Below are 17818 nucleotides of genomic sequence, written 5' to 3'. Positions count from 1 at the left end.
TCGGGGACCTTGCGATCATGAAAGCACAGACAAAGGGCCTGGCAAAGCGACCCCGTATACATGACCTCCGCCACACAAACGCTTCCTGGCTATTGCACGCGGGCCTCAACATCTACATGCTTCAAAAGCACCTAGGCCATAAATCCATTACCACTACCCTGGATCGCTATTCGCACCTCTTGCCAGAGGGGCTTCACGACACAACAGCGGCCATGAATCGCGCCTTCGGCTCCCGCGCTTCGTAAGCCGTGAACCTCGAAAGAGCTGGGATAGCCACGAGCCGAATAAGTCCGCGCGCTTCTTCGACGACATTCCTCGCCGCGAAGAGGCCGAATTGCCGTTCCTAAAGCTGTTGAAGCTGACTTGGTGCTTAGCCCCGAGGCCAAACGCCTACAAGTTAGATCCGGGCTGCGTCATGGACTGGGTGTTCACGTCTTTAGTAGCGGCAGACCGGTCCTCAGGGCGTGAGGCTCGTTTTTCCATGTACTCCGTCACGGTTATGGCGATCCAGTCACTCAAGTGCTCGAACCCCTCCGCGGTGGCTATTTCGCGCGCACTATTGGCTTTCTCAACTGGCAAGCGAAAATAGATAACGCGTCGTTTCCCCTTGGACTTAGCGGTCATAAAATCTCCTCCTGTGGATTAGAGGCACGGGCAAATGGGTGGCCATGTTCCTTCCCGCAACTCGAAGTAGCCCAGGCGTGAGCTGCCATAATGTCGATTTCAGCGGCCCGCCTAGGACGGACTATGACCGCTAGGACTCAAGCTATCACCGGATTTCGTGGGTTCCGGGAGCTAGAGCATGGCGATTCCGGCCCTGTGCGTAGGGGCTTGGATAGCGCATTTGCGTAGCGCTAAGAGAAAATTGGCAAGTCGACCCGGCCACCAATCTCCGCACCTGCCGGGCCCCTAGCCGCTTAGAATTCGTGGCATGGAACTGCAGCAGGTGACCAATGAAATGAACGGTTACTTCGCCGTGCGGACTTTCAGTGGCACCTGTACAGCGTCGATCTTGACTCCACGCCGCGAAAGATCGTCCGGCTAGCGCAGGACAAGCTGCCGGTAGGGGCCTACGTTCAACTGCCCGTGTCGAAGTTGCGGAGGGACGGCGATGAAATTCCGCTTGTGGGCATCGGAAAGCTGGTTGTGGGTGAACGAGCCCAGTTGTGGCTCGACATTCGAGGGGACGGCGTGGTCACGTTCCGTGAAACGACGCCGGTGCTTTCGATTCGCCGGCTCTCGGGCACTGCCTGATTACGCCGCTTTCGTTCCAAGGGTCAGCCATGGTCCAGTAGTCCTCCTGCTGCAGCCCCCCAAGTGCATGGAAGAGGACGAGGTCCGGCTCCAAGTGATGCGGGCAGTTGTGTTCAACCTCTACGGTGCCCAGAAACATTCCCCGCCGAATCGGCGCAAATGTTCCCACCGGCCCGACATTCGTGATTCGAAGCTTCGCCACCAGCTGGGACTGCGACGGAGGATCTTTCCTGCCGCTCAGCGCCGAGGGCACCAACGCGGACGGCCTGGATGGGCGGAGCGTCAACCCGATCGCGATCGCGGGACCGGGTGACGACTCGCCTACGACCCGTGCCGGCCCATCCATTACGTCACCCGGGGCGCCAACGCTCCGGCCGGACGCGACCAGCTCATCAAAGAAGCCGTCGCCGCGACCTCTCAGACCACCGGGCTAGTCTTCATCGACGACGGCGCAACGACCGAGACGCCAACGCCCCGCTCGGTCCCCCGCCCGGTATTTCAGTCCGACCGATACGGTCATCGCTGGGCACCCGTACTGATCGCTTGGGCAACTACTGATGAAGAGCTGAACTTTGTGACGCCCAGATCGAGGGGGAGCCAGAGCACAATGTTGGCTCTGGGAGAAAGTCAGGCCAGGGGCTTCTCCGAGGCCGGCTAGATCTACGTGAGCGGTCAGATAACCATGAGTGGCGCCGCCGCGGCATGGGCACTCGATATGGGCTTTGGTCGCGACTATATCCGCGAGATCCTCACTCACGAACTCGGCCACGTCGTAGGGAACGGGCATTTTGACGGTGATAACGAAGTCATGAACGCTCACAAAGAGACCGCGAGCAATAATGATCTTCAGCCAGGCGACCTAGCCGGTCTCGCCATCCTCGGTCAGGGAAGATGCCAACCAGGGGTGTAAAAGTGGCCTCTATGCCGGCCCCCATGAAGCCGGGTTAGGAGGCCCTTATCAATAGCGGGCTGACGTCGACCTCACCGTCAGCCCCGATGACGACTTCCGCGAGGTTACCTGCCCAGGACTGCTCGGCCGCCAGAACTTCGACCCTGGTACTGCTGCCATCATCCCAGGCCAGCTCAGAGCAAAGCCGCTGGTGCCAATGTCCGGCGAACAGCACTTTCGGCCGGACCTGGCTGACCGTCTCCTGCAGCAGGACGCGGGTTCGGTTGGCCTCCTGCAGTGTTTGCTTCGACAGTCCGGGCAGCCCCTTCAGTCCGGTGACTCCGAGGGGGACGTCGTGGGTAAGCATGATGTCCAGTCGCGGCCCTTGCGAACACGCGGCGATAAGTTTCTCGGCTTCCTCGGCCCTGGGCTCTTCCTGGGGCCACCAATCACGGCCCTCGGTCCTGTGCTTCCGGTCCACGCTGTAGGCGCCGCCCAGGGCTCCGATGCGCACCCCGTCTCGTACGATCACCGCACCGTTGGGCAGGTTCGAGTTGCGGTCCGAGATCCGGCGGGTGCCGTCAGGGTTCAACGATTTCGTCCGGAGGCTGTCATGGTTGTCGTGGTTGCCCACCGCCCAGATAAACTCGACGCCGTTTTCCTCTAGCAGAAGTCGCAGGCGCTTCTCGGTCTTCCCGCGGAAGGCCCCGGGAAAGTCGAAACCCACGTCACCGACGCCGAGCAGCAGATCGATCTCAGCGCCCTTCAAGGTCCGTGTCACGGCGCGAAAGTGCTGAACATTACCGTGAAAATCGCCCATGACGGCGGCACGAAAGGTCATCAGAAAATCCTAGGCTGCACCGCTGACGCTTCAGCGCATCAGGGACGGCAGATTGGCCCGGTACGATTCGCGGGTCGTTACCGTAGTTGTTTTTCCGGCCGAATGTCCAAGCAGCAGCGAGTCCGAGTGCAGAGATCTCCTGCAAACTCATACAGCGTTATCTGCTCGTGGAACAGGAGCAGCAGAGCGGGACACCCCGCGTGCCTTTAGACGGCGTGCTGTGAAACGTCTTGGCGCGTTGACCAGCCCTACTTCTGCCTAGGAGTACTTGACCGCGTGTCGTTGTTGGTCACGCCAGGAATTGAGAAGCGATCGCGTTCGTACTGCCTCGGAAGGAAGGGCCTCGTCGTCCAATGGTTCGGGTTGCGCTGCCGGAATCGTAACGAGCATCTCATCCCGGAAGTGAACGTATTCGGTCGGCATCGATGTGACGGTCGCGGCAACGTTATAGACCTCGCGCCACAGGCTGTCAGTGGCCCATAGGCGGGGCAGGAGTGCCGTGAAGGCGGCGACCTCGCTGCCAACCCATTCCCGGCCTCTCGTGAGCCGCTTTCGTTGAAGTAGTCCGAGGGGAATGACAACCAATCGGCCGATGGTTATAACCAGAAATAGGATCAGCGCCGCCCAGAGCATGGGACCCGAGAGATCTGCTGTCGTCGCCCCATATTTCGATACCCAAGCGATAAGTGCTAGGAAGCCGCAAGCGAGGGCTGCGATTAGGGTTACCGGCCACCAGCCCAGCGAACCGTACTGGGTTAGAAACGCGGAGAACTTCAGCAGGGGCGAGTCGAGCTTGAAACGATCGTGTGATTGCTCCTCGCGCACGGTTCGCAGGGCCGCAATGTCTTCCGCCTTTGCCTGCTCCCAGCTATCCCAACGTGAGTCAAATTCAGTGACAACCGGGTCGGCCAGTTCGCGCCAGCGCTCATAGGCTCTGCCGTTCAAAGTTTCCTGACGCCAGATTCCAAAGTGATGTGCCAGAACGGCTTCATTCTGTTCCTGCTGCGCCTTCAGTTGCTCAGCAGCGAAGTACTCCAAGCTGCTGGCGAGGTCTTCGTTGTGGCGGACTGCCTCCTCTGCGGCGGCACGGCCCGCGACGCTCTCCTCATATGCCGCCGCTGCAAGTGCTGTCTGCGCTTGCGCCTCGCGCCGTAAGTCTTTCGCGAACTGACTTTCCCCCATGGTTCCCTCAAATCTCTTCCTGATAGCGCTTAACGCGATGTGGCCCAACTCAGACCAAAAGTACACTAGATTTTTGCTGCCGAAGTCGTCTCTGAACAGGGGAAACGTCCGTACGGCCTTCTCGTGAAGCGCCCTATAGGACTACACCGAAGTTCGCACTGGTAAAGCTCGGTCCGCTGCTGGTGCACATGCAGAATCGATCGCAGGGATCGCGGGATCTGCCACGCCGACCTGCCGCGCCGCGCCGTCACGCCGGGCGACAGTCCAAGGGCAGAACTAGCCTTCTGGGTGATCGTTAGCGGAACACCGTCCAACCCAGAAGAATGCGCAACAAGCTCGACGAGCGCCTGCAGGAGGGGCAGCAGCTCGTAGTCATCCGCACCGACCGCTGCTAGCCGCCCCTGTTGTCAGCAGCCGGCGGCCTCACGGTGGTCAGAGGCACCGGTGGGCCCTAGGCTGGCCTCATGATGCCGTACCCGTTTGAGTCCTACGCGCAGGCCGGGCCGCCCCAATGGTGGCACATCCTCGCTGCCCTGGGGCCGTGGGTTCTGCTCCTGGCGGTCTGCATCGTAGGCTTCGTCTGGTGGCTGGCTCTCCGACAGGCGACCCGAGACGCGATACGCAATGATCAGTGGCGCCGGGCCGTATGGGCACTTAGAGCAAGCGTGGACCCGAACCCGAAGAAGCGGCGGATAGGCAATGCTGTCCTTGATCAGCTGGGCAACAGGGCCGCCGCAGGTTCCGACGAGGCCAAGGTCATTGCCCAGGCGCGCCCGGGAACTCAAAAACACGACGTCCGACCATCTGAGATGAACGATAAGCCGAACTAGTCGTAAGGCAGAAGGGAGCCCTTGGCGGCTCAGAAAACAACAGCAGCCAGGGGAACCTGGGGAAGCGGTGCGATAGAGCTCCTGACGCCCGTCTGCGGCGAGGTCGCGGGCACATAGGATCAGGAGCGTGACAAAACGCGAGATCTTCATAGCTCTGAGTGCCGAGGACAACCTGCCACGGGGCAATATCTGGAGGATCACCGCCAAAAAGACCGACTTCTACCTTGACTTCGAGGGTGATCACGCCGGTGGCTTCCATCTATCGATGCATGGCCCGTCCCGCAACTTCGGCGGTCACCGCTTCCACATCAAAGCTAACGAACAAGCGATCAGCGCAGCCCGCGCCAAAGGGGCTTTCGTAGAGCACGACCTCGGCCAGGTGCATAAGTTTGACGGGGTGCAGCTGGCCGACCATGCGTACCGGGTCGCTCGTTTGCGATTTGCGTGGGACCTCCAACGTCCTCGCTTCCGTGATGCCGCGCTCTTACGGAACCCCATGCCCCAGCTCGGGTTAGGGAGAAACGGAAAAATCCTTAAGACGCCGCTGCCGCCCAATTGCGCGTGGGACATAGACTTCGTTGTTGCTTATGGAGAGCCTTACTGGCCCGACGCCAACGAATCGGAGCGGGACAAGTCCCGTATCGGGCCACTAGCAAATGACGCCGGCATGTGGCTGACGGCAACGTCCTATCACCGTCCCCAGGACCGGCATCCCAGCCCCGAAGACCTGCAGCTGCCGACCCCCAGAACCGGTGAGACCCCGAGTTCCATCATGGCGGGCGGTCCGGGGCCCCTTGGAGGAGAAGACATGTACTGGTTCGTGGAGGGGGTCACATCCAGGGAGCTTCTGGCCAAAACTGCCGTAAGCAGGGGGAGGAAACTGGGGCTTCCCTCCACCTGAGCCCGCTGGTGCCCAGGCAGGGCTGGGAACGACCGCGGGAGTAATACCCGAGTCAGGGCCGGTTGCGGGCAAAGTCTTTGTGAAATGTTGACCCAGCCAGCACTGCGGCCCAGATGATAGAGCTCCACCCGATGGTCGTACCGAGGCTTCCCTGGTGGTCCGGGTAGACAGTGCTCACGATTCCAAACCAGGCAGCGCCGGCCGCAGCGATGAACACCATGAGACGCCACCCCGGAAGCCGGAAGGAAAGCAGCGCTCCAGCCAAAGGGACCACCAAGGCTGCCGCGGCCTGTACGGGCCAGTGGTCAAAGTCCCAAGTGAGATCAACTGGGCTCCGCCCCTCCCGTGCCGCTGCGGCCATGTCCGAGGCAAACGCTCCGGCGACGGGAAGCGCGACAACCGACAGGGCAAGGGTGGGCCAGTGGAACCTGCCCGCCATTCGGAGTGCCTCGGGTTCAGCGCTCCCGTACAAAGCGAAAATTCCCGCGGATACAGCCAACAGAGCCGCAGCTATCAGTAGTTGCTTGGGCTGGGCGGCTGCTATCGCGGCAACAAGCACAGCGGTCCCCGCCGCGACCGGCAGCAAGGCCGCCGAAGCGTTCCCAGGACGCCAGCCGAGGACGCAGAGTGGTATCCCGACGAAGAACGTGAACAGGACACCCCAGCCAGTCTCCAGCAGGGAGCTCACGTAGAAGTCCGGCCGGGACTGGAAGAACAGCGGGACGCTTAGGTCAACGAGACCAAAGAACAGCACCAGAACGAACAGGCCCGCGGTCCAGCCGATAAAGCGGACCCCGTCGCGCCTCTCCTTCTCGTTCATGGGCAAAGAGTCCTCCAGCCGCTCTCCTGCGTCAAGAAGCTTCTCCCGGCCATTGCTGCACGGACGACGCTATCTTCTGCCGATGGGGCAGAATGGGCCCATGTGCGGCAGATACGTTATGTCCAAGGCCACCAGTGACCTGCTGAGCCATTTCGAGGCCAAGGAGGTGGAAGGCACACCGCCACCGCCGAGCTGGAACGTGGCCCCCCACCCAGGCCGTGCCCATCATCGCTGAGCGGCTGGACGAGGGCAGCATCGAACGGAGTTTGCTGGTCGCCAAGTGGGGCCTGGTCCCGCCGTGGGCCAAGGACGCCAAGATCGGCTCCAATATGATCAACGCCCGCAGCCAGTCGATCCTGGAGAAGCCGTCATTCCGAACGGCGGCCGTGAAGCGCAGATCCTTGATAACGGCCGAGGGATATTACGAGTGGCAGAAGACCGAGGACGGCAAGAAGATCCCGAACTACCTGTACTCCGAGAAAGAGCCGCTGCTGGGCTTCGCGGGCCTGTACGAGTGGGGGGCTGACCCGTCCGTGCCCGAGGACGACCCGGGCAAGTGGCTGCTCACCTGCACCGTGCTCACGACAACGACTCAGGACGCCTTGGGCCACATTATCTAGGGGTAACGGGCTCTGGGCCAGGGAAAATCTGCCCAGAAGGATTGAGCCACGTAAGGTACGACTCCTGCTGCGGCGGGGGAGCATCGGGCAAGGATGCAGTTCGGTTTGTCCGTGCGGCGTGTCGACGGGTGTTGAATTTTGTGACTTTCAGCGGTAACTGGCGGCGTTTTCACTGCGCTTTTTGGCGCATGGTGCAGCCCCCAAGGGGATCCCTACCCGGGCACTGGTCACGAGATCGTTGGCAACCGTCCCGTAGAAGGTTCCTTCACCGATCGCAGTCGGCTTCTACATGGCAGGCCGACGCGAGGACGTCCAGTGCGGACTCCCCTGAGTTGGAGTGTGCTGATCCCGTGGATGGGTGGATGGGTGGATGGATGGATGGGTGGATGGGTAGCGAAGCGGGCAGCGGCGCCGGGCACCTGCGGGGCGAACGGTAGAACTCGCCGTAATAGGTCCCGAGCCGGTCTCGATAGGCGGGATCGTCAGCGGTGGCATCATCGAGTTCTGGCGAATCCTTGATCTGGGCCTTCGTGAGATCGACGTAGACCTTCTCGTCCGCGTCGTCGACACGCTGAATCGTGCCCGCCGGAAGAATTACCTTCCGGCCGAAGATCCATGGGCCGGTGTCGACCACGATGCTGCTTTCATCGACCGCGTTGCTGGCCTCGTCGACCTTGCCGATGTCGCCATCGGAGGCGTGAACGCGATAGCCCACGATGGTGCCGGACTCAGCTGCGCGAGCCGACGAATCACGGTAATTCCAGGCGTCCCACCGATCGAAGTCATCGGAGACATCCTGTTGCGATGACCGCCAGAATCCACCGATCCCTCAGCGGGCGAATTTCGGTCGTCGTGACCGAATGTGCCCTTTGACCGGACGATCAATGGAGATTCGCCGCGCCCGTACTTTCGACAGAGTTTTCCAGCGGGATCAGCGGATCGGACCACTAGACAGGCTTGTCGAATACGCCCTGGATGAACACCGTGCGCCCGGCGTCGGTGTTGCGCCCGGAGTTACTCGTCTTGACGGCTGCCTGTTCTCCCAGCACGAGATGCATTCCAAGCGGAGGAGGGGCGCTGGAGCCGCTCACACCCGACGCTTGCGCCTTCGCCTGCTGTGCCTTGCGCGCCGCCACGATGTCGGCGGTAATGTCGCGCCAGGTGCGCTCCAGGAGACCTGCACCGCGGATCAACCCGCGGAGGGATTCCGCATCGGCCAGATGGCTCTGGTTGGGGCGGCTCGCCCATGGGACCGGAAGCTCGATCGGCTCGCCGTTCCCCGCGCAGATTTCCTGGCAGACGAACAGCCCGCCCGGCCTGAGTACCCGGGCGATTCCGGAATACAGGCGGCGCTTGTCCCGGATGTTCATCTGCATTTGTATCGTCCACACCACGTCGAAGCTGGACGCGGCGAACGGAAGCTCCAGGGCATCACCGGCCTGAAAGCGGGTGCGATCGGACAACCGCGTCATCCGAGAAAGGGCGTTGGCCACCCCGCAGAATTCAGGCGAGAGATCGATGCCTGTCACGTCGCAACCCAAAGTTGCGGCGAGGTAACGCGCCGGGCCGCCCAACCCGCTGCCCACGTCAAGCACTCGCGATCCTGGCGGAATCTTTGCAAGCTCCACCAATGCGCGCGTAGCCGAACGTCCCGCGGAGTGAAACTCGTCGGCCGGCGCGAGATCTTCGTGCGTGACCGAGTCCAGGTCCTTGCCGAGAGCTTGCAACCCCGCCACGATCCGCGGCAGAAGTCCGCCCGGCTCGTAGTGACGAAGCATTTCCTCGTGCGAGTCGCCCATGGACGCAAATTCTGCGGGGATCTCGGGGAGCCGTCAAGTATGCGCTTGCTCCCACCACCCCGTCACCTGCCCTCCTCCGGCAGGAGGGAGGGTCTGGCCTGTGCCCTCACGAGGTCTCCACTAGACGCAGAAAGGCATCGCAGACCCCCCTGACCAGCAAACGATCTCTGTCCTCCTAAACGACATCGGAAGGGTCGCGGTCGTGCAATTCTCCCTTCGTCCCAAGGGTCCGTGGGTGGCTGACAACCAGGATCAGCGGATAGCTCGCCTCCCCGCAATCGCTTACGGCTTCGTCGTCCGCTGGACCGTTCCCGAGATGCGATCCATGGCGCAATTCCTACTGGTGCTGTCAGGCCTCTTGCGCGGCCCCGCAGCAACGCTTCTTATCGAATTTCTCCTGCCCCGCCGTGCGGCAGAGAAGGCAGAGGCGGCGACGGATGCGTCGCGAGAAATTCAAGAGACGTCGCTAGAACTTCTTCGCGAGACTCAACTCCTGCTCGCCCGCGCGCAGGCCGAGTTGCGTCAACGACCCTGGTGGCGACGGCGGCCGAAAGGTTCAAGGCGATCAAATAGGAACCTTATCTACCTCGACCCTGTCGTCTCGCGGAGGCCAACATCGCCGCTCAGCGATCACAGCGAGCCACCAGCGTTCGTAAGCCGGTCGATCACCGTACCGCGGAAGTCCGCCGCCGTGTTCCGCGCGGTTGCTGGCCTAGGCCATGTACGTAAGACCCGCACGATCAAATGCACGGTGACGGGGGGATTACTGCAACCATGTTCCTTATGACTGGAATGAAGATCGGTTATGCCCGGGTCTCGACGAACGACCAGGACCTTACCGCCCAACGCAATGCCCTCTTTGCGCTGGGTGTAGAGGAGGCCCAGATCTATGTCGATCACGGACTTACGGGGGCGAATCGGGTGCGCCCTGGGCTCCGTGAAGCGATGGCGGCGTGCCGGGCCGGCGATACGCTCGTGGTGATCAAGCTTGACCGGCTGGCGCGCTCCCTTTCCGATGCCAAGGACATCGCCGACGAGCTGACAGCCAAAGGGGTAGTGCTTAGTCTCGGCGGCAATAGCCACGACCCAACTGACCCCGTGGGCCAGCTGCTGTTCAACGTCCTGGGAATGGTGGCCGAGTTTGAGGCGGATCTGATCCGGATGCGCACCCGCGAGGGCATGGCGGTCGCAAAAGCGAAGGGGCGGCTGAAAGGTAAGCAGCCCAAATTGTCCAAGACGCAGCGGAAGCATCTTCTGACCCTGCACGACGCCGGCGAGCATACACAGGTTGAATTGGCCGAGCTGTTCCGGGTGTCACGGACGACGGTGTACCGCGAGCTCCAAAGGCGCACAGTCTGAAGACCGACGCGGTGCCGACTGCTAGGAACGCGCCAAATAGCGCCGCAAAAAGACTGCCATTTACCGCCGAAAGTCACAGTTGAATTTTCTTCAGACTTCTGACGAGGAAGTTGGCCCTGAGCGTAGCGGTTAGGGTACCTTCACCGTGCATTTGGCTTGCGGGCATAGGGCCTTCATCTCCGCCTTATTCTTGGGGAATGGTTGATGAAGAACTCAGCGCAGCGCTGGCGGCCTACCGCGATGCGTTGGAACAGTACCAAAAGGAGCCGGCACACAAGCCTGGTGAGACTCCGACACCGGACGAGCGGTTCTTAGCGGATTTCGGCACCGAGCGCGGTCAGACGTTTTTGCCCACCATTCACGCACTACACGCCGAAGCGCGGCGTGTACGCGATCCGGGCGGACCCCTCGGCAACTACTCCAATGCCCTTGTTGCTTGGGCGGATACCCATCCGGAGGTTGACCGCCAGGTGTTGCATCGACTTATACGTGAACTACTCTGGGCGGCGAAATAAGTCCCTGCATGAGGCGAGTGTCATGCCAAGGCCATCAAGAGATCCCCTTACGGGCCGCACCGTGCGCGCCAAAAGCTGTCAGTGATAGGGATCCCTACTGGGAACACCTTCGGACTTCCGACCGCAAAGTGTCCCAAGTGGGGATGTCTGCGTTTACTGTGACGGTCAGTTCGCCCTGCGCCTCATCGCCATACGAACGATGAAGTGGCATACGAATGCCGCGGGCACCAGGACGACCGCGCCCATGACTTGATCCCTGGCGCGTAGCGGCGTCCCGCTGCGGGCAAGGTCCCTGCCTGCCGCAATCACGCCGGGCAGCATCACGGGTACCGCGGTCACGACGCCTGCCGTGTAGCGTCGTGCAAGCACAGTCGCACCGAGGTGCGTCCCAACGTGCACGCCCAGCCCTGCGACCACAGCCCGGTACAAGCGCGAACTGCCCGCCGTCTGCGCGCCACGGACGCAAGCGAATCCGACGAGAACGCCCATTAAGCCGACCCCTGCCCAAGACTGACGCAAGTCCATCCGCAGCGCGTGAATCCCGGTACGGTCGGCCAAGTAATTGCAACTGGCAGGGAAGGTTGCGGCTTCCTCGAGGTCGTGCAGCGCCCACGCGAGGAAGAGCCACGCCGGCCCACGACGCCATGCGCGATTCCGAAGTTCCTGGGGTTTTGCCACTCGTTCATTATTCCAATGGACGACCAAGTCAACGTCCCGTCCGCTTACCCCTCGACGAGGCTGGATACCGTTGTTATCTTCCAGCTTCGGCTGATAAGGGAGACACGCCCTAGGAACCTGCACCTAAGGGGATTGGCCTCCGTGCGCTATCAACTTGGCATCTAAACACATGAGCGATGATGATTCCATGGGGAAAGTCGCGCAGGCCGTCTCGCCGGAAACGAAATACTCTTGGACCGACTCGCTCTGGCCTGACTGTAACAGTCGGCGCCAGTCCGCGAATGAAAAGTAGCGGCCAGCCATCGTTGTACGACGAGCTGCGACTATTGCGCAGTTCTCTGCTCTACGCAGATCATGTGGATCTCGTCGCGCCCAGCGGCGTGGATGCATACTTTTTCTCCGTTGTTGGACACAGATCCTGACGATCCCTTGTTAACCGTTGCGAATCTTCCTTCCGAGACCCTGGAGCGTCTGGGAGTCGAAGAAGTGACACCTCAAGAATTTCGCAGAGCACTGCGGAAGTTGGCCGCCAGGCCCAACAATGATCCGCAGCGCCTCGAAGGGGAGGCACTATGGCGTCCGGCGATCGTCAAGTTCAGGCAGCAAGCAGCCGAGGTCTTGCACAGCGCTGAAGGGTTGGAGCTGAACATGGCGTTGGAAGCCGGTTCTGTCACCCTGATCAGCGATGGAACGTGCTTTGAGGACAGCACTGTCCAGCAGATCACGTGGTTCCGCGAACGACTTACCCAGGCACTGGCTGATCCCAGCTCAACGGTTCTTCTGGATCAGATCTCCACTGACTTCCTGCGTGAAGCAGGAGACTATGCCGATGGGTTGCCTGCTGTCGCTGACAACCGCTCCCGTCGGACAGCCGTCGGCGCAGGATTAGTGGAGCGGCTACCCACCTTCCCTGATGCACCCATGAGCCACATTTTGGAAGCCCGCGAAGAACTTGCCGATGGCAGAGTCGCGTACAGGGAGTCAGTGAAGGAGCTAGCCAGCAAACTCCAGTCCTCGGCTCTAGATGAAACCCTTCCAAGCGAAATCGACGAGTTGTGGCACGATGTGGTTCGCCCAAAGCTGGAAGATCTGCGAAAGAGCGCAACCGCGACGCGCGTGGGGGTGGAGACAGCTAAACGCCTGTTCATGGAAGGGTACGGGCTGCCGACGTTGCTGGTGGCTATAGCGAACTTCAGCGACCTGGCAGCAGCACTTCCCACTCCAGCTGCTGCAGCGGCAGCCGCCACCCGCGTCGCGGCCGCGGGTGCTCAGGAGGCGTTCCGAGCCCACGCCACAGTCCGACGGCACGACCTGGTGTATCTGCTCGACGTGAATAAGAAGCTCAGGAAGTAGACGGCACGCTGATGGATCCCTAATCGCGCACTGGCGCTGACGGACCGTTGCGTCTTCCGGCTTGCTACATCCTGTGCCGCGAGCAGGAACACGAACGGAAACGCGGCCCCACGCACCTTCTACTTATGCCCTTTCGGGCCGATCGTTGAATGACGCTATTTGAGAGTGTCCGTGTTCTGCTCTCGGATCATGCGCCGCAGACTGGTCCTGGCCGCGGCGAGGTCGTCCTGAAGGGCTGTGATCTGTAGGTTCAGTTCGGTGTTCGATGCGCGGGCTTCCGCCAGTTCGCCTGCGAGGCGGTTGAGCCGGTCGACCAGAGGGGCGGTGCTGAGGTTGTTCAGTTGGCGGCCGAGGGCCTGTCTGAGGTTTGCTCGCAGGTCCTCGCGTTCTTGGCGGAGTGTGCTGATTTCTTGCCTGGCCAGTGCGAGATCGGTTCGAAGGGAATCGATTCCTGCGGGTTGGCTGTTGGGGGTCTGCTTGGGTTGTTGTTGCTTGTTGATGGCCTCTTTGATTTGTTCTCGGGTCCCTGGTGAATAGACGAGCCTGTGGAGACTTTCGCCCTGCGCGCGACCTTGATGTAGGTGATGGGATCACCGTCGGTGAGCATCGCGACGAGTTGCTGCTCGACAGCTGCGCGTTTCTCGCGGCTCTCTTTCTGCCGGAATTCCAGCAGTACTTGGGCGGGCGTCCTGGGTGTGGTTTTGCCTGCTGCGTTTGCGTCATGAGGTGTGCGCCCGGTTTTTGACGGTGAGTGGCAGCGGTGTTCTGCTGCTGCCTCCGGCGCGTAGGCGGCGTAGCAGCGTGCCGGCCTGCTCGACTTCGTGTCGCTCGTCTTCTGGGAGGGCGTCCAGATGCTCCTTCATGACGTCGAGCACGTGCCGGTAGCTTTCTATCTGGGCGTCAAGGTTGCGCAGTACGTAGTCGTCGACGTCCATGGCAGCAGCTGTTTCGCGGTCAGCCTTCAGTGAGCGAATGTGGTCCTCGATCACGGGCAGATAAGACGGATCGGGGCGGTAAAAGCCGCAGCCTGAGCATTGGAACCGGATGGGGCAGCTTCCTCCGCCGGCTTTGACGTTCGATGGCTCGACGCAGTTGCCAAACGGTGCCGCTACCGAGCGCATCTCGTAGGCCGTAGTGGAAGCGGTGGGTGCGGCAATTCCGTGGCGGTCTGTGACGTGCCTGCTCAGGGTTCGGATTGCTTCGCGTTTCCGCTTTTGGTTTACCCGATAGTAGATCTGGGTGGTTGAGATACTTCGATGGTCCATCAGCTCACACAAGACATCTATCTGGACTCCGGCGTCGGCGTGGCGTTGGGCGTAGGAGTGCCGGAATGCGTAGGGATAGATCAGACGGTCGAACGGGACGCGGTTGCCCCTGGCATCGACCGCGTCACTGACTAGATCCGGCATTCCGTCGACCCAGATTTTTAGGGACCGTGCCAGGCTTGCGGGCCGGAAGTGGGGATCGATGCGGTCGGGCGTTCCGGAGGGAAAGAGGTAGTTATCGCGGGCATCTCCGGTGGACAGCGTGTTTCTGACCTCACGCCAGGCGGCGATGGATTCGTTAGTCACCGACGGGATGGGTAGACGCCGCCGGTTCCGGCCAGCCTTGGTGTTGTCCCAGATCAGCACTGGTCCGTCATGGTCGAACTCAACACAGTCTTTGCGGAGTGCGCACACTTCGTTTGGCCGACGGCCCGTGTCGCGCAAGACGATGTAGAGGGTTCGGATCAGGAGGCGCTGATGATCCTCGGCCATTTCGGGGTAGTCGGCGTTGCATTCGAGCTGGTCCAGTTTCTGATCGAGTTGGGTGATGACTTCTTCTGGGATGGCTTTGCCGACTTCTTCCCGGGACTTTGGTTCCAGTTGGAGGCGATGGGCTTCGGGGTCCCGCAGGAACGCGTCTGTGATGCCCTCGATCATGCGGGATTGGTGGCCGAAATCCACCAAGGCGAACACGGCCTCGAGCCCGACGTATCGGCGGGTACTGCTGCGTGGTTGTCCGTCCGGGTGCGCCCACTCCCTGAAGGCCTGGGTGATGGCGTCCAAATGGTGTGGTCCAAGGTCCTCGACTTGGTATCCGCCGTCCGCGGTAGCTTCGAGAGCCCGTGACGCCACCTCGACGGCCGTGAGCAGTTCGCGGATTTTGGTGCTTGTCTCAAAGGTCCGGCATTTTTCCATGGCGAGGTCTCTAAGCCACGTCTGGCTGATCACCGTGAAATCGGCCTGACCGCTGTGCATTCGGCGATGCTTGGTCCGGGTGCTGCCCCGCAGGTCAAGAGTCGTGAAGTCCCAAACCAAGCGTCGGGTGGGGTCGCCACCGGTCATGTCCTCGTAGCCTGCCTGCAGCCAATGGACTATGTCACGTCGGTGACTGTCCAGGTCTTTGCTGCCACCCTGAGGGCTGAGCTGGTGAGGAGTTAAACCAACCAGATGCTCATGATGCTTAGTGTCCTTGACGAGTCTTCTGAGCATCTTGGGAACGAGGCGGTCGCCTGATGCGTCACGGCGCTGGAGGGCGTAAAGCATCTCCGCGCGGACGAGAGGGCACAGCGGGAGCATCGAGAACTGGCCTTCGGTCAGGTGCGGGTGGGCTGTGGCTGCCCACTCCAATACGGATGCTCCGAGTCCTTCGCGCCGGTAAAGCCCGTGGTGATAGCGGCACAGCCCGTCCCGCAGATCCGGTCGTTGATCGCATTGGTGCACCGTGCATAGGCTTTCATCTGCCGGGTAGGGATTTTGGCCGGCGGCCAACCAGGTTCCGAGGGTAAGGGAAGTGTCCCGGCCCCGCTGGTATCGAAGCGCGCCGTAGTGGCTGCGGCATAGGCCCTGGCAGATCGCTGGCCGTGCACAAGGGATCGCTCCTTTCCTGACGAGACATCCGTCAGGCTGTTTACCCGGGAGGACCTTACCGCGCGGCGGCGAATACTCAGCTGTAAAGACGTCAAGCGCAAGATCGGATGACTTCCAGGTTTTCAAGCAGGTGGTGCAGAGGGCTCCACCTTCCAGCTTTGCTCCGCATCGCTGGACAGTGCAGCGCGTGATGATGTTGTCCTCGCGGTCCGGGTCGCCGTCGAAGAACCAGTTGTCCGCGTCCCATTCGCCCGGCCGCCAGTTAGGATCGATTCTCCCTTCCAACCATCGCAGCCAAGCTTCGTGATCCAAAGCCAGTGCCAGCCGGTTCGGCGTGGTCTGATCGATCGCTGGTTCAACGAGGGTTGAATCACTCACCATGGTAGGTCTCTCCTGGTCTTGGCGGTGCTTTCGACTGCTTCCCGCATCCGTTTTCTCGACGCGTGGATGTAGCGCTGAGTGGATGCGAAGGAAACGTGGCCCAATAGTGCCTGCACGACGTCGGGATCGACTCCGGCTTCGATCCACCTCGTCGCGGCCGTGTGTCGCATCATGTGTGGCCGGACAGTGAAGCCACAGTCACGCGCCAAACGGTCCATCATCTCCTTGGCATTCGCATAGGTCATTGACCGGCCGCGTGGTTCACGGAACAGGTTGACGAAAACCGCATCATTGGCGGCCCCACGGTCCAAGCGATCGCGCTCGAACAGGTAGTCGGAGTAGGCGGCCACCATCTTCTGGGTCACCGGGATTGTTCGAGGAGTGCGTGACTTCGCGAGTGCACCGTTCTCGTTTGGCCGTCTTATGACATGCAGATGAGGCCCGGGTATCCCACAGCCCAACGCTTCCGAGCGGGCCAGGAAATGCAGATCGGATCTCCTCAGCCCTAACGCCTCGCCGATGCGCATCCCCGTCTCCAACAGCGCGGTGACCAGAAAGCGGTCGCGCGCATTCGCGGCCGCGCAGACCACCACTGCTGTCTCTTCGTCCATGAGCAATGCCGGCTCTGTCGTCTGGGCCCGAAACTTGAGCGTCCGTTCCTGCGTTGTGCGGAACTGGTCCCGCTCCCCGGCATCAAATTCGGGAGGGACATAGCGGAGGTATTTGGGCTGTGAAAGGAGTGCTGAAACCCGGGGCGCGACCCACCCGAGCCTCGCACCGAACTTGAGAAACTCGCTAGTCGTGGTCACGATCGCGTTGGCCGTGCCCTTTGACCTCAAGCGCGCGGTGCTTTTCCCGCCGGGGTGCCGAACGGGCTCTGTGATCAACCAGCGGAGAAAAGCGTGCAGCTCTGTGAACTCTGGATCGTGCCAGTCCACTCCGGACTGCTCACAGTAGTTCAAGAAGAGCGCTACCCGACCTGCGTAGACACGTTCCGTGTTGAGTGAGCGATCTGCGGCCCGTAGCGAAGCCAGATAGGCGCACGCCTCAACGTGCAGGTTCCAGTCAGAGTCGATAACGACCCATGACGTCTCCCCAGGGGAGACCACGGCCCGCTCGGCACGGAACCGGCCAATCGCAGAAGCTTGAGCAACGTCGCTCACACCCCGAGGATAAAAGGAAGGCACGATCGAATTTCGACGCCACGCCGACGTGACTCACCCCAGAACCACCCCCAGATAAGCCACGTCCACGACCGGTCGCCGGCAATCATTCCACGGGACCGATTCGGTGAATGGCTGGATCCGGACCTGATCGACAAGGCCGACATCCAGCACCTGCTGGATTCCCTACCGGAGCCGAACCTGACCCCGCGGATCGTCAGTGGCCGGGTGAACAGCGTCCGCAACAACGGGCCTGAACTGCTGGAGCCGGCCGAGTGAGCAGCTAAGAGCAGGTCGCTACAGAAGCGGCCGGAACCGCTGTGTAATGCGAATCGGGTGTCTATTGACATTGGAATGGGCAGAATCCTCGGGAAGAAATTC

Annotated in this window: 17 protein-coding genes; 9 read left to right on the top strand and 8 right to left on the bottom strand. The window is 61.3% G+C overall.

The genetic code is table 11. The features are described 5' to 3' along the window. Nucleotides 1-17: 17 nt before the first annotated feature. Nucleotides 18-245 (top strand): tyrosine-type recombinase/integrase, encoded by a 228-nt coding sequence (locus FDW81_RS18730; protein ID WP_370278941.1) that lies wholly within the window; start codon nucleotides 18-20, stop codon nucleotides 243-245. 880 nt (nucleotides 246-1125) lie between these two features. Continuing rightward, nucleotides 1126-1254 carry a hypothetical protein gene (locus FDW81_RS18610; RefSeq protein ID WP_255467103.1) on the top strand — a complete coding sequence of 43 codons (129 nt, stop codon included), beginning with the start codon at nucleotides 1126-1128 and terminating at the stop codon, nucleotides 1252-1254. A gap of 944 nt (nucleotides 1255-2198) precedes the next feature. Here the strand turns inward: FDW81_RS18610 and FDW81_RS10795 are convergent. Continuing rightward, nucleotides 2199-2984, bottom strand: coding sequence for a metallophosphoesterase (locus FDW81_RS10795; protein WP_138134183.1), 786 nt, complete (start codon nucleotides 2982-2984; stop codon nucleotides 2199-2201). A gap of 258 nt (nucleotides 2985-3242) precedes the next feature. Beyond that, nucleotides 3243-4166, bottom strand: coding sequence for a hypothetical protein (locus tag FDW81_RS10790; RefSeq protein WP_138134182.1), 924 nt, complete (start codon nucleotides 4164-4166; stop codon nucleotides 3243-3245). A gap of 464 nt (nucleotides 4167-4630) precedes the next feature. On the opposite strand from FDW81_RS10790, the gene FDW81_RS10785 reads away from it, so the two are divergent. Both FDW81_RS10785 and FDW81_RS10780 read left to right on the top strand, forming a co-directional pair. Then, nucleotides 4631-4996: a hypothetical protein gene (locus tag FDW81_RS10785; RefSeq protein ID WP_138134181.1), complete on the top strand. Its 366-nt coding sequence runs from the start codon at nucleotides 4631-4633 to the stop codon at nucleotides 4994-4996. Between the two features lie 127 nt (nucleotides 4997-5123). Next, nucleotides 5124-5897 carry a hypothetical protein gene (locus FDW81_RS10780; protein ID WP_138134180.1) on the top strand — a complete coding sequence of 258 codons (774 nt, stop codon included), beginning with the start codon at nucleotides 5124-5126 and terminating at the stop codon, nucleotides 5895-5897. A gap of 52 nt (nucleotides 5898-5949) precedes the next feature. Here the strand turns inward: FDW81_RS10780 and FDW81_RS10775 are convergent, their stop codons facing one another. Continuing rightward, nucleotides 5950-6717 (bottom strand): hypothetical protein, encoded by a 768-nt coding sequence (locus tag FDW81_RS10775; RefSeq protein WP_138134179.1) that lies wholly within the window; start codon nucleotides 6715-6717, stop codon nucleotides 5950-5952. Between the two features lie 218 nt (nucleotides 6718-6935). On the opposite strand from FDW81_RS10775, the gene FDW81_RS10770 reads away from it, so the two are divergent. Continuing rightward, nucleotides 6936-7337 (top strand): SOS response-associated peptidase, encoded by a 402-nt coding sequence (locus FDW81_RS10770; protein WP_240720168.1) that lies wholly within the window; start codon nucleotides 6936-6938, stop codon nucleotides 7335-7337. A 265-nt stretch (nucleotides 7338-7602) separates the two neighbouring features. Here the strand turns inward: FDW81_RS10770 and FDW81_RS18470 are convergent, their stop codons facing one another. Both FDW81_RS18470 and FDW81_RS10760 read right to left on the bottom strand, forming a co-directional pair. Continuing rightward, on the bottom strand, nucleotides 7603-8052 hold the full coding sequence (locus FDW81_RS18470) for a PRC-barrel domain-containing protein (protein ID WP_240720166.1): 450 nt from the start codon (nucleotides 8050-8052) through the stop codon (nucleotides 7603-7605). A gap of 232 nt (nucleotides 8053-8284) precedes the next feature. Then, on the bottom strand, nucleotides 8285-9136 hold the full coding sequence (locus FDW81_RS10760) for a cyclopropane-fatty-acyl-phospholipid synthase family protein (RefSeq protein WP_138134178.1): 852 nt from the start codon (nucleotides 9134-9136) through the stop codon (nucleotides 8285-8287). A gap of 792 nt (nucleotides 9137-9928) precedes the next feature. Here FDW81_RS10760 and FDW81_RS10755 point away from each other — a divergent pair. Beyond that, nucleotides 9929-10495 (top strand): recombinase family protein, encoded by a 567-nt coding sequence (locus FDW81_RS10755; protein ID WP_138134195.1) that lies wholly within the window; start codon nucleotides 9929-9931, stop codon nucleotides 10493-10495. A 197-nt stretch (nucleotides 10496-10692) separates the two neighbouring features. Further along, on the top strand, nucleotides 10693-11010 hold the full coding sequence (locus tag FDW81_RS10750; protein ID WP_138134177.1) for a hypothetical protein: 318 nt from the start codon (nucleotides 10693-10695) through the stop codon (nucleotides 11008-11010). Nucleotides 11011-11175: 165 nt separating this feature from the next. Here the strand turns inward: FDW81_RS10750 and FDW81_RS10745 are convergent, their stop codons facing one another. Continuing rightward, nucleotides 11176-11688, bottom strand: a complete 513-nt coding sequence (locus FDW81_RS10745) for an HXXEE domain-containing protein (RefSeq protein WP_171027173.1) — start codon at nucleotides 11686-11688, stop codon at nucleotides 11176-11178. Between the two features lie 405 nt (nucleotides 11689-12093). Here FDW81_RS10745 and FDW81_RS10740 point away from each other — a divergent pair, with 405 nt between their 5' ends. Next, the gene (locus tag FDW81_RS10740; protein ID WP_138134175.1) at nucleotides 12094-13041 is read left to right on the top strand and encodes a hypothetical protein; all 948 of its coding nucleotides are present in this window, start codon (nucleotides 12094-12096) and stop codon (nucleotides 13039-13041) included. A 719-nt stretch (nucleotides 13042-13760) separates the two neighbouring features. Here FDW81_RS10740 and FDW81_RS10735 read toward each other — a convergent pair. After that, nucleotides 13761-16274, bottom strand: coding sequence for a site-specific integrase (locus FDW81_RS10735; RefSeq protein ID WP_138134174.1), 2514 nt, complete (start codon nucleotides 16272-16274; stop codon nucleotides 13761-13763). After that, complete coding sequence (locus FDW81_RS10730; protein ID WP_205754611.1) at nucleotides 16268-17437, bottom strand: tyrosine-type recombinase/integrase; 1170 nt, start codon at nucleotides 17435-17437, stop codon at nucleotides 16268-16270. The genes FDW81_RS10735 and FDW81_RS10730 overlap by 7 nt, the downstream gene beginning before the upstream one ends. Here FDW81_RS10730 and FDW81_RS10725 point away from each other — a divergent pair. After that, a complete protein-coding gene (locus FDW81_RS10725; protein ID WP_240720165.1) occupies nucleotides 17420-17716 on the top strand; it encodes an SOS response-associated peptidase family protein in 297 nt (98 codons plus the stop codon). The genes FDW81_RS10730 and FDW81_RS10725 overlap by 18 nt on opposite strands. The last annotated feature ends 102 nt before the right edge of the window (nucleotides 17717-17818 follow it).

It is taken from the genome of Pseudarthrobacter sp. NamB4 (genome assembly GCF_005796185.1).
Lineage (GTDB): Bacteria > Actinomycetota > Actinomycetes > Actinomycetales > Micrococcaceae > Arthrobacter.
This window is presented reverse-complemented; position numbering and strand designations above follow the sequence as displayed.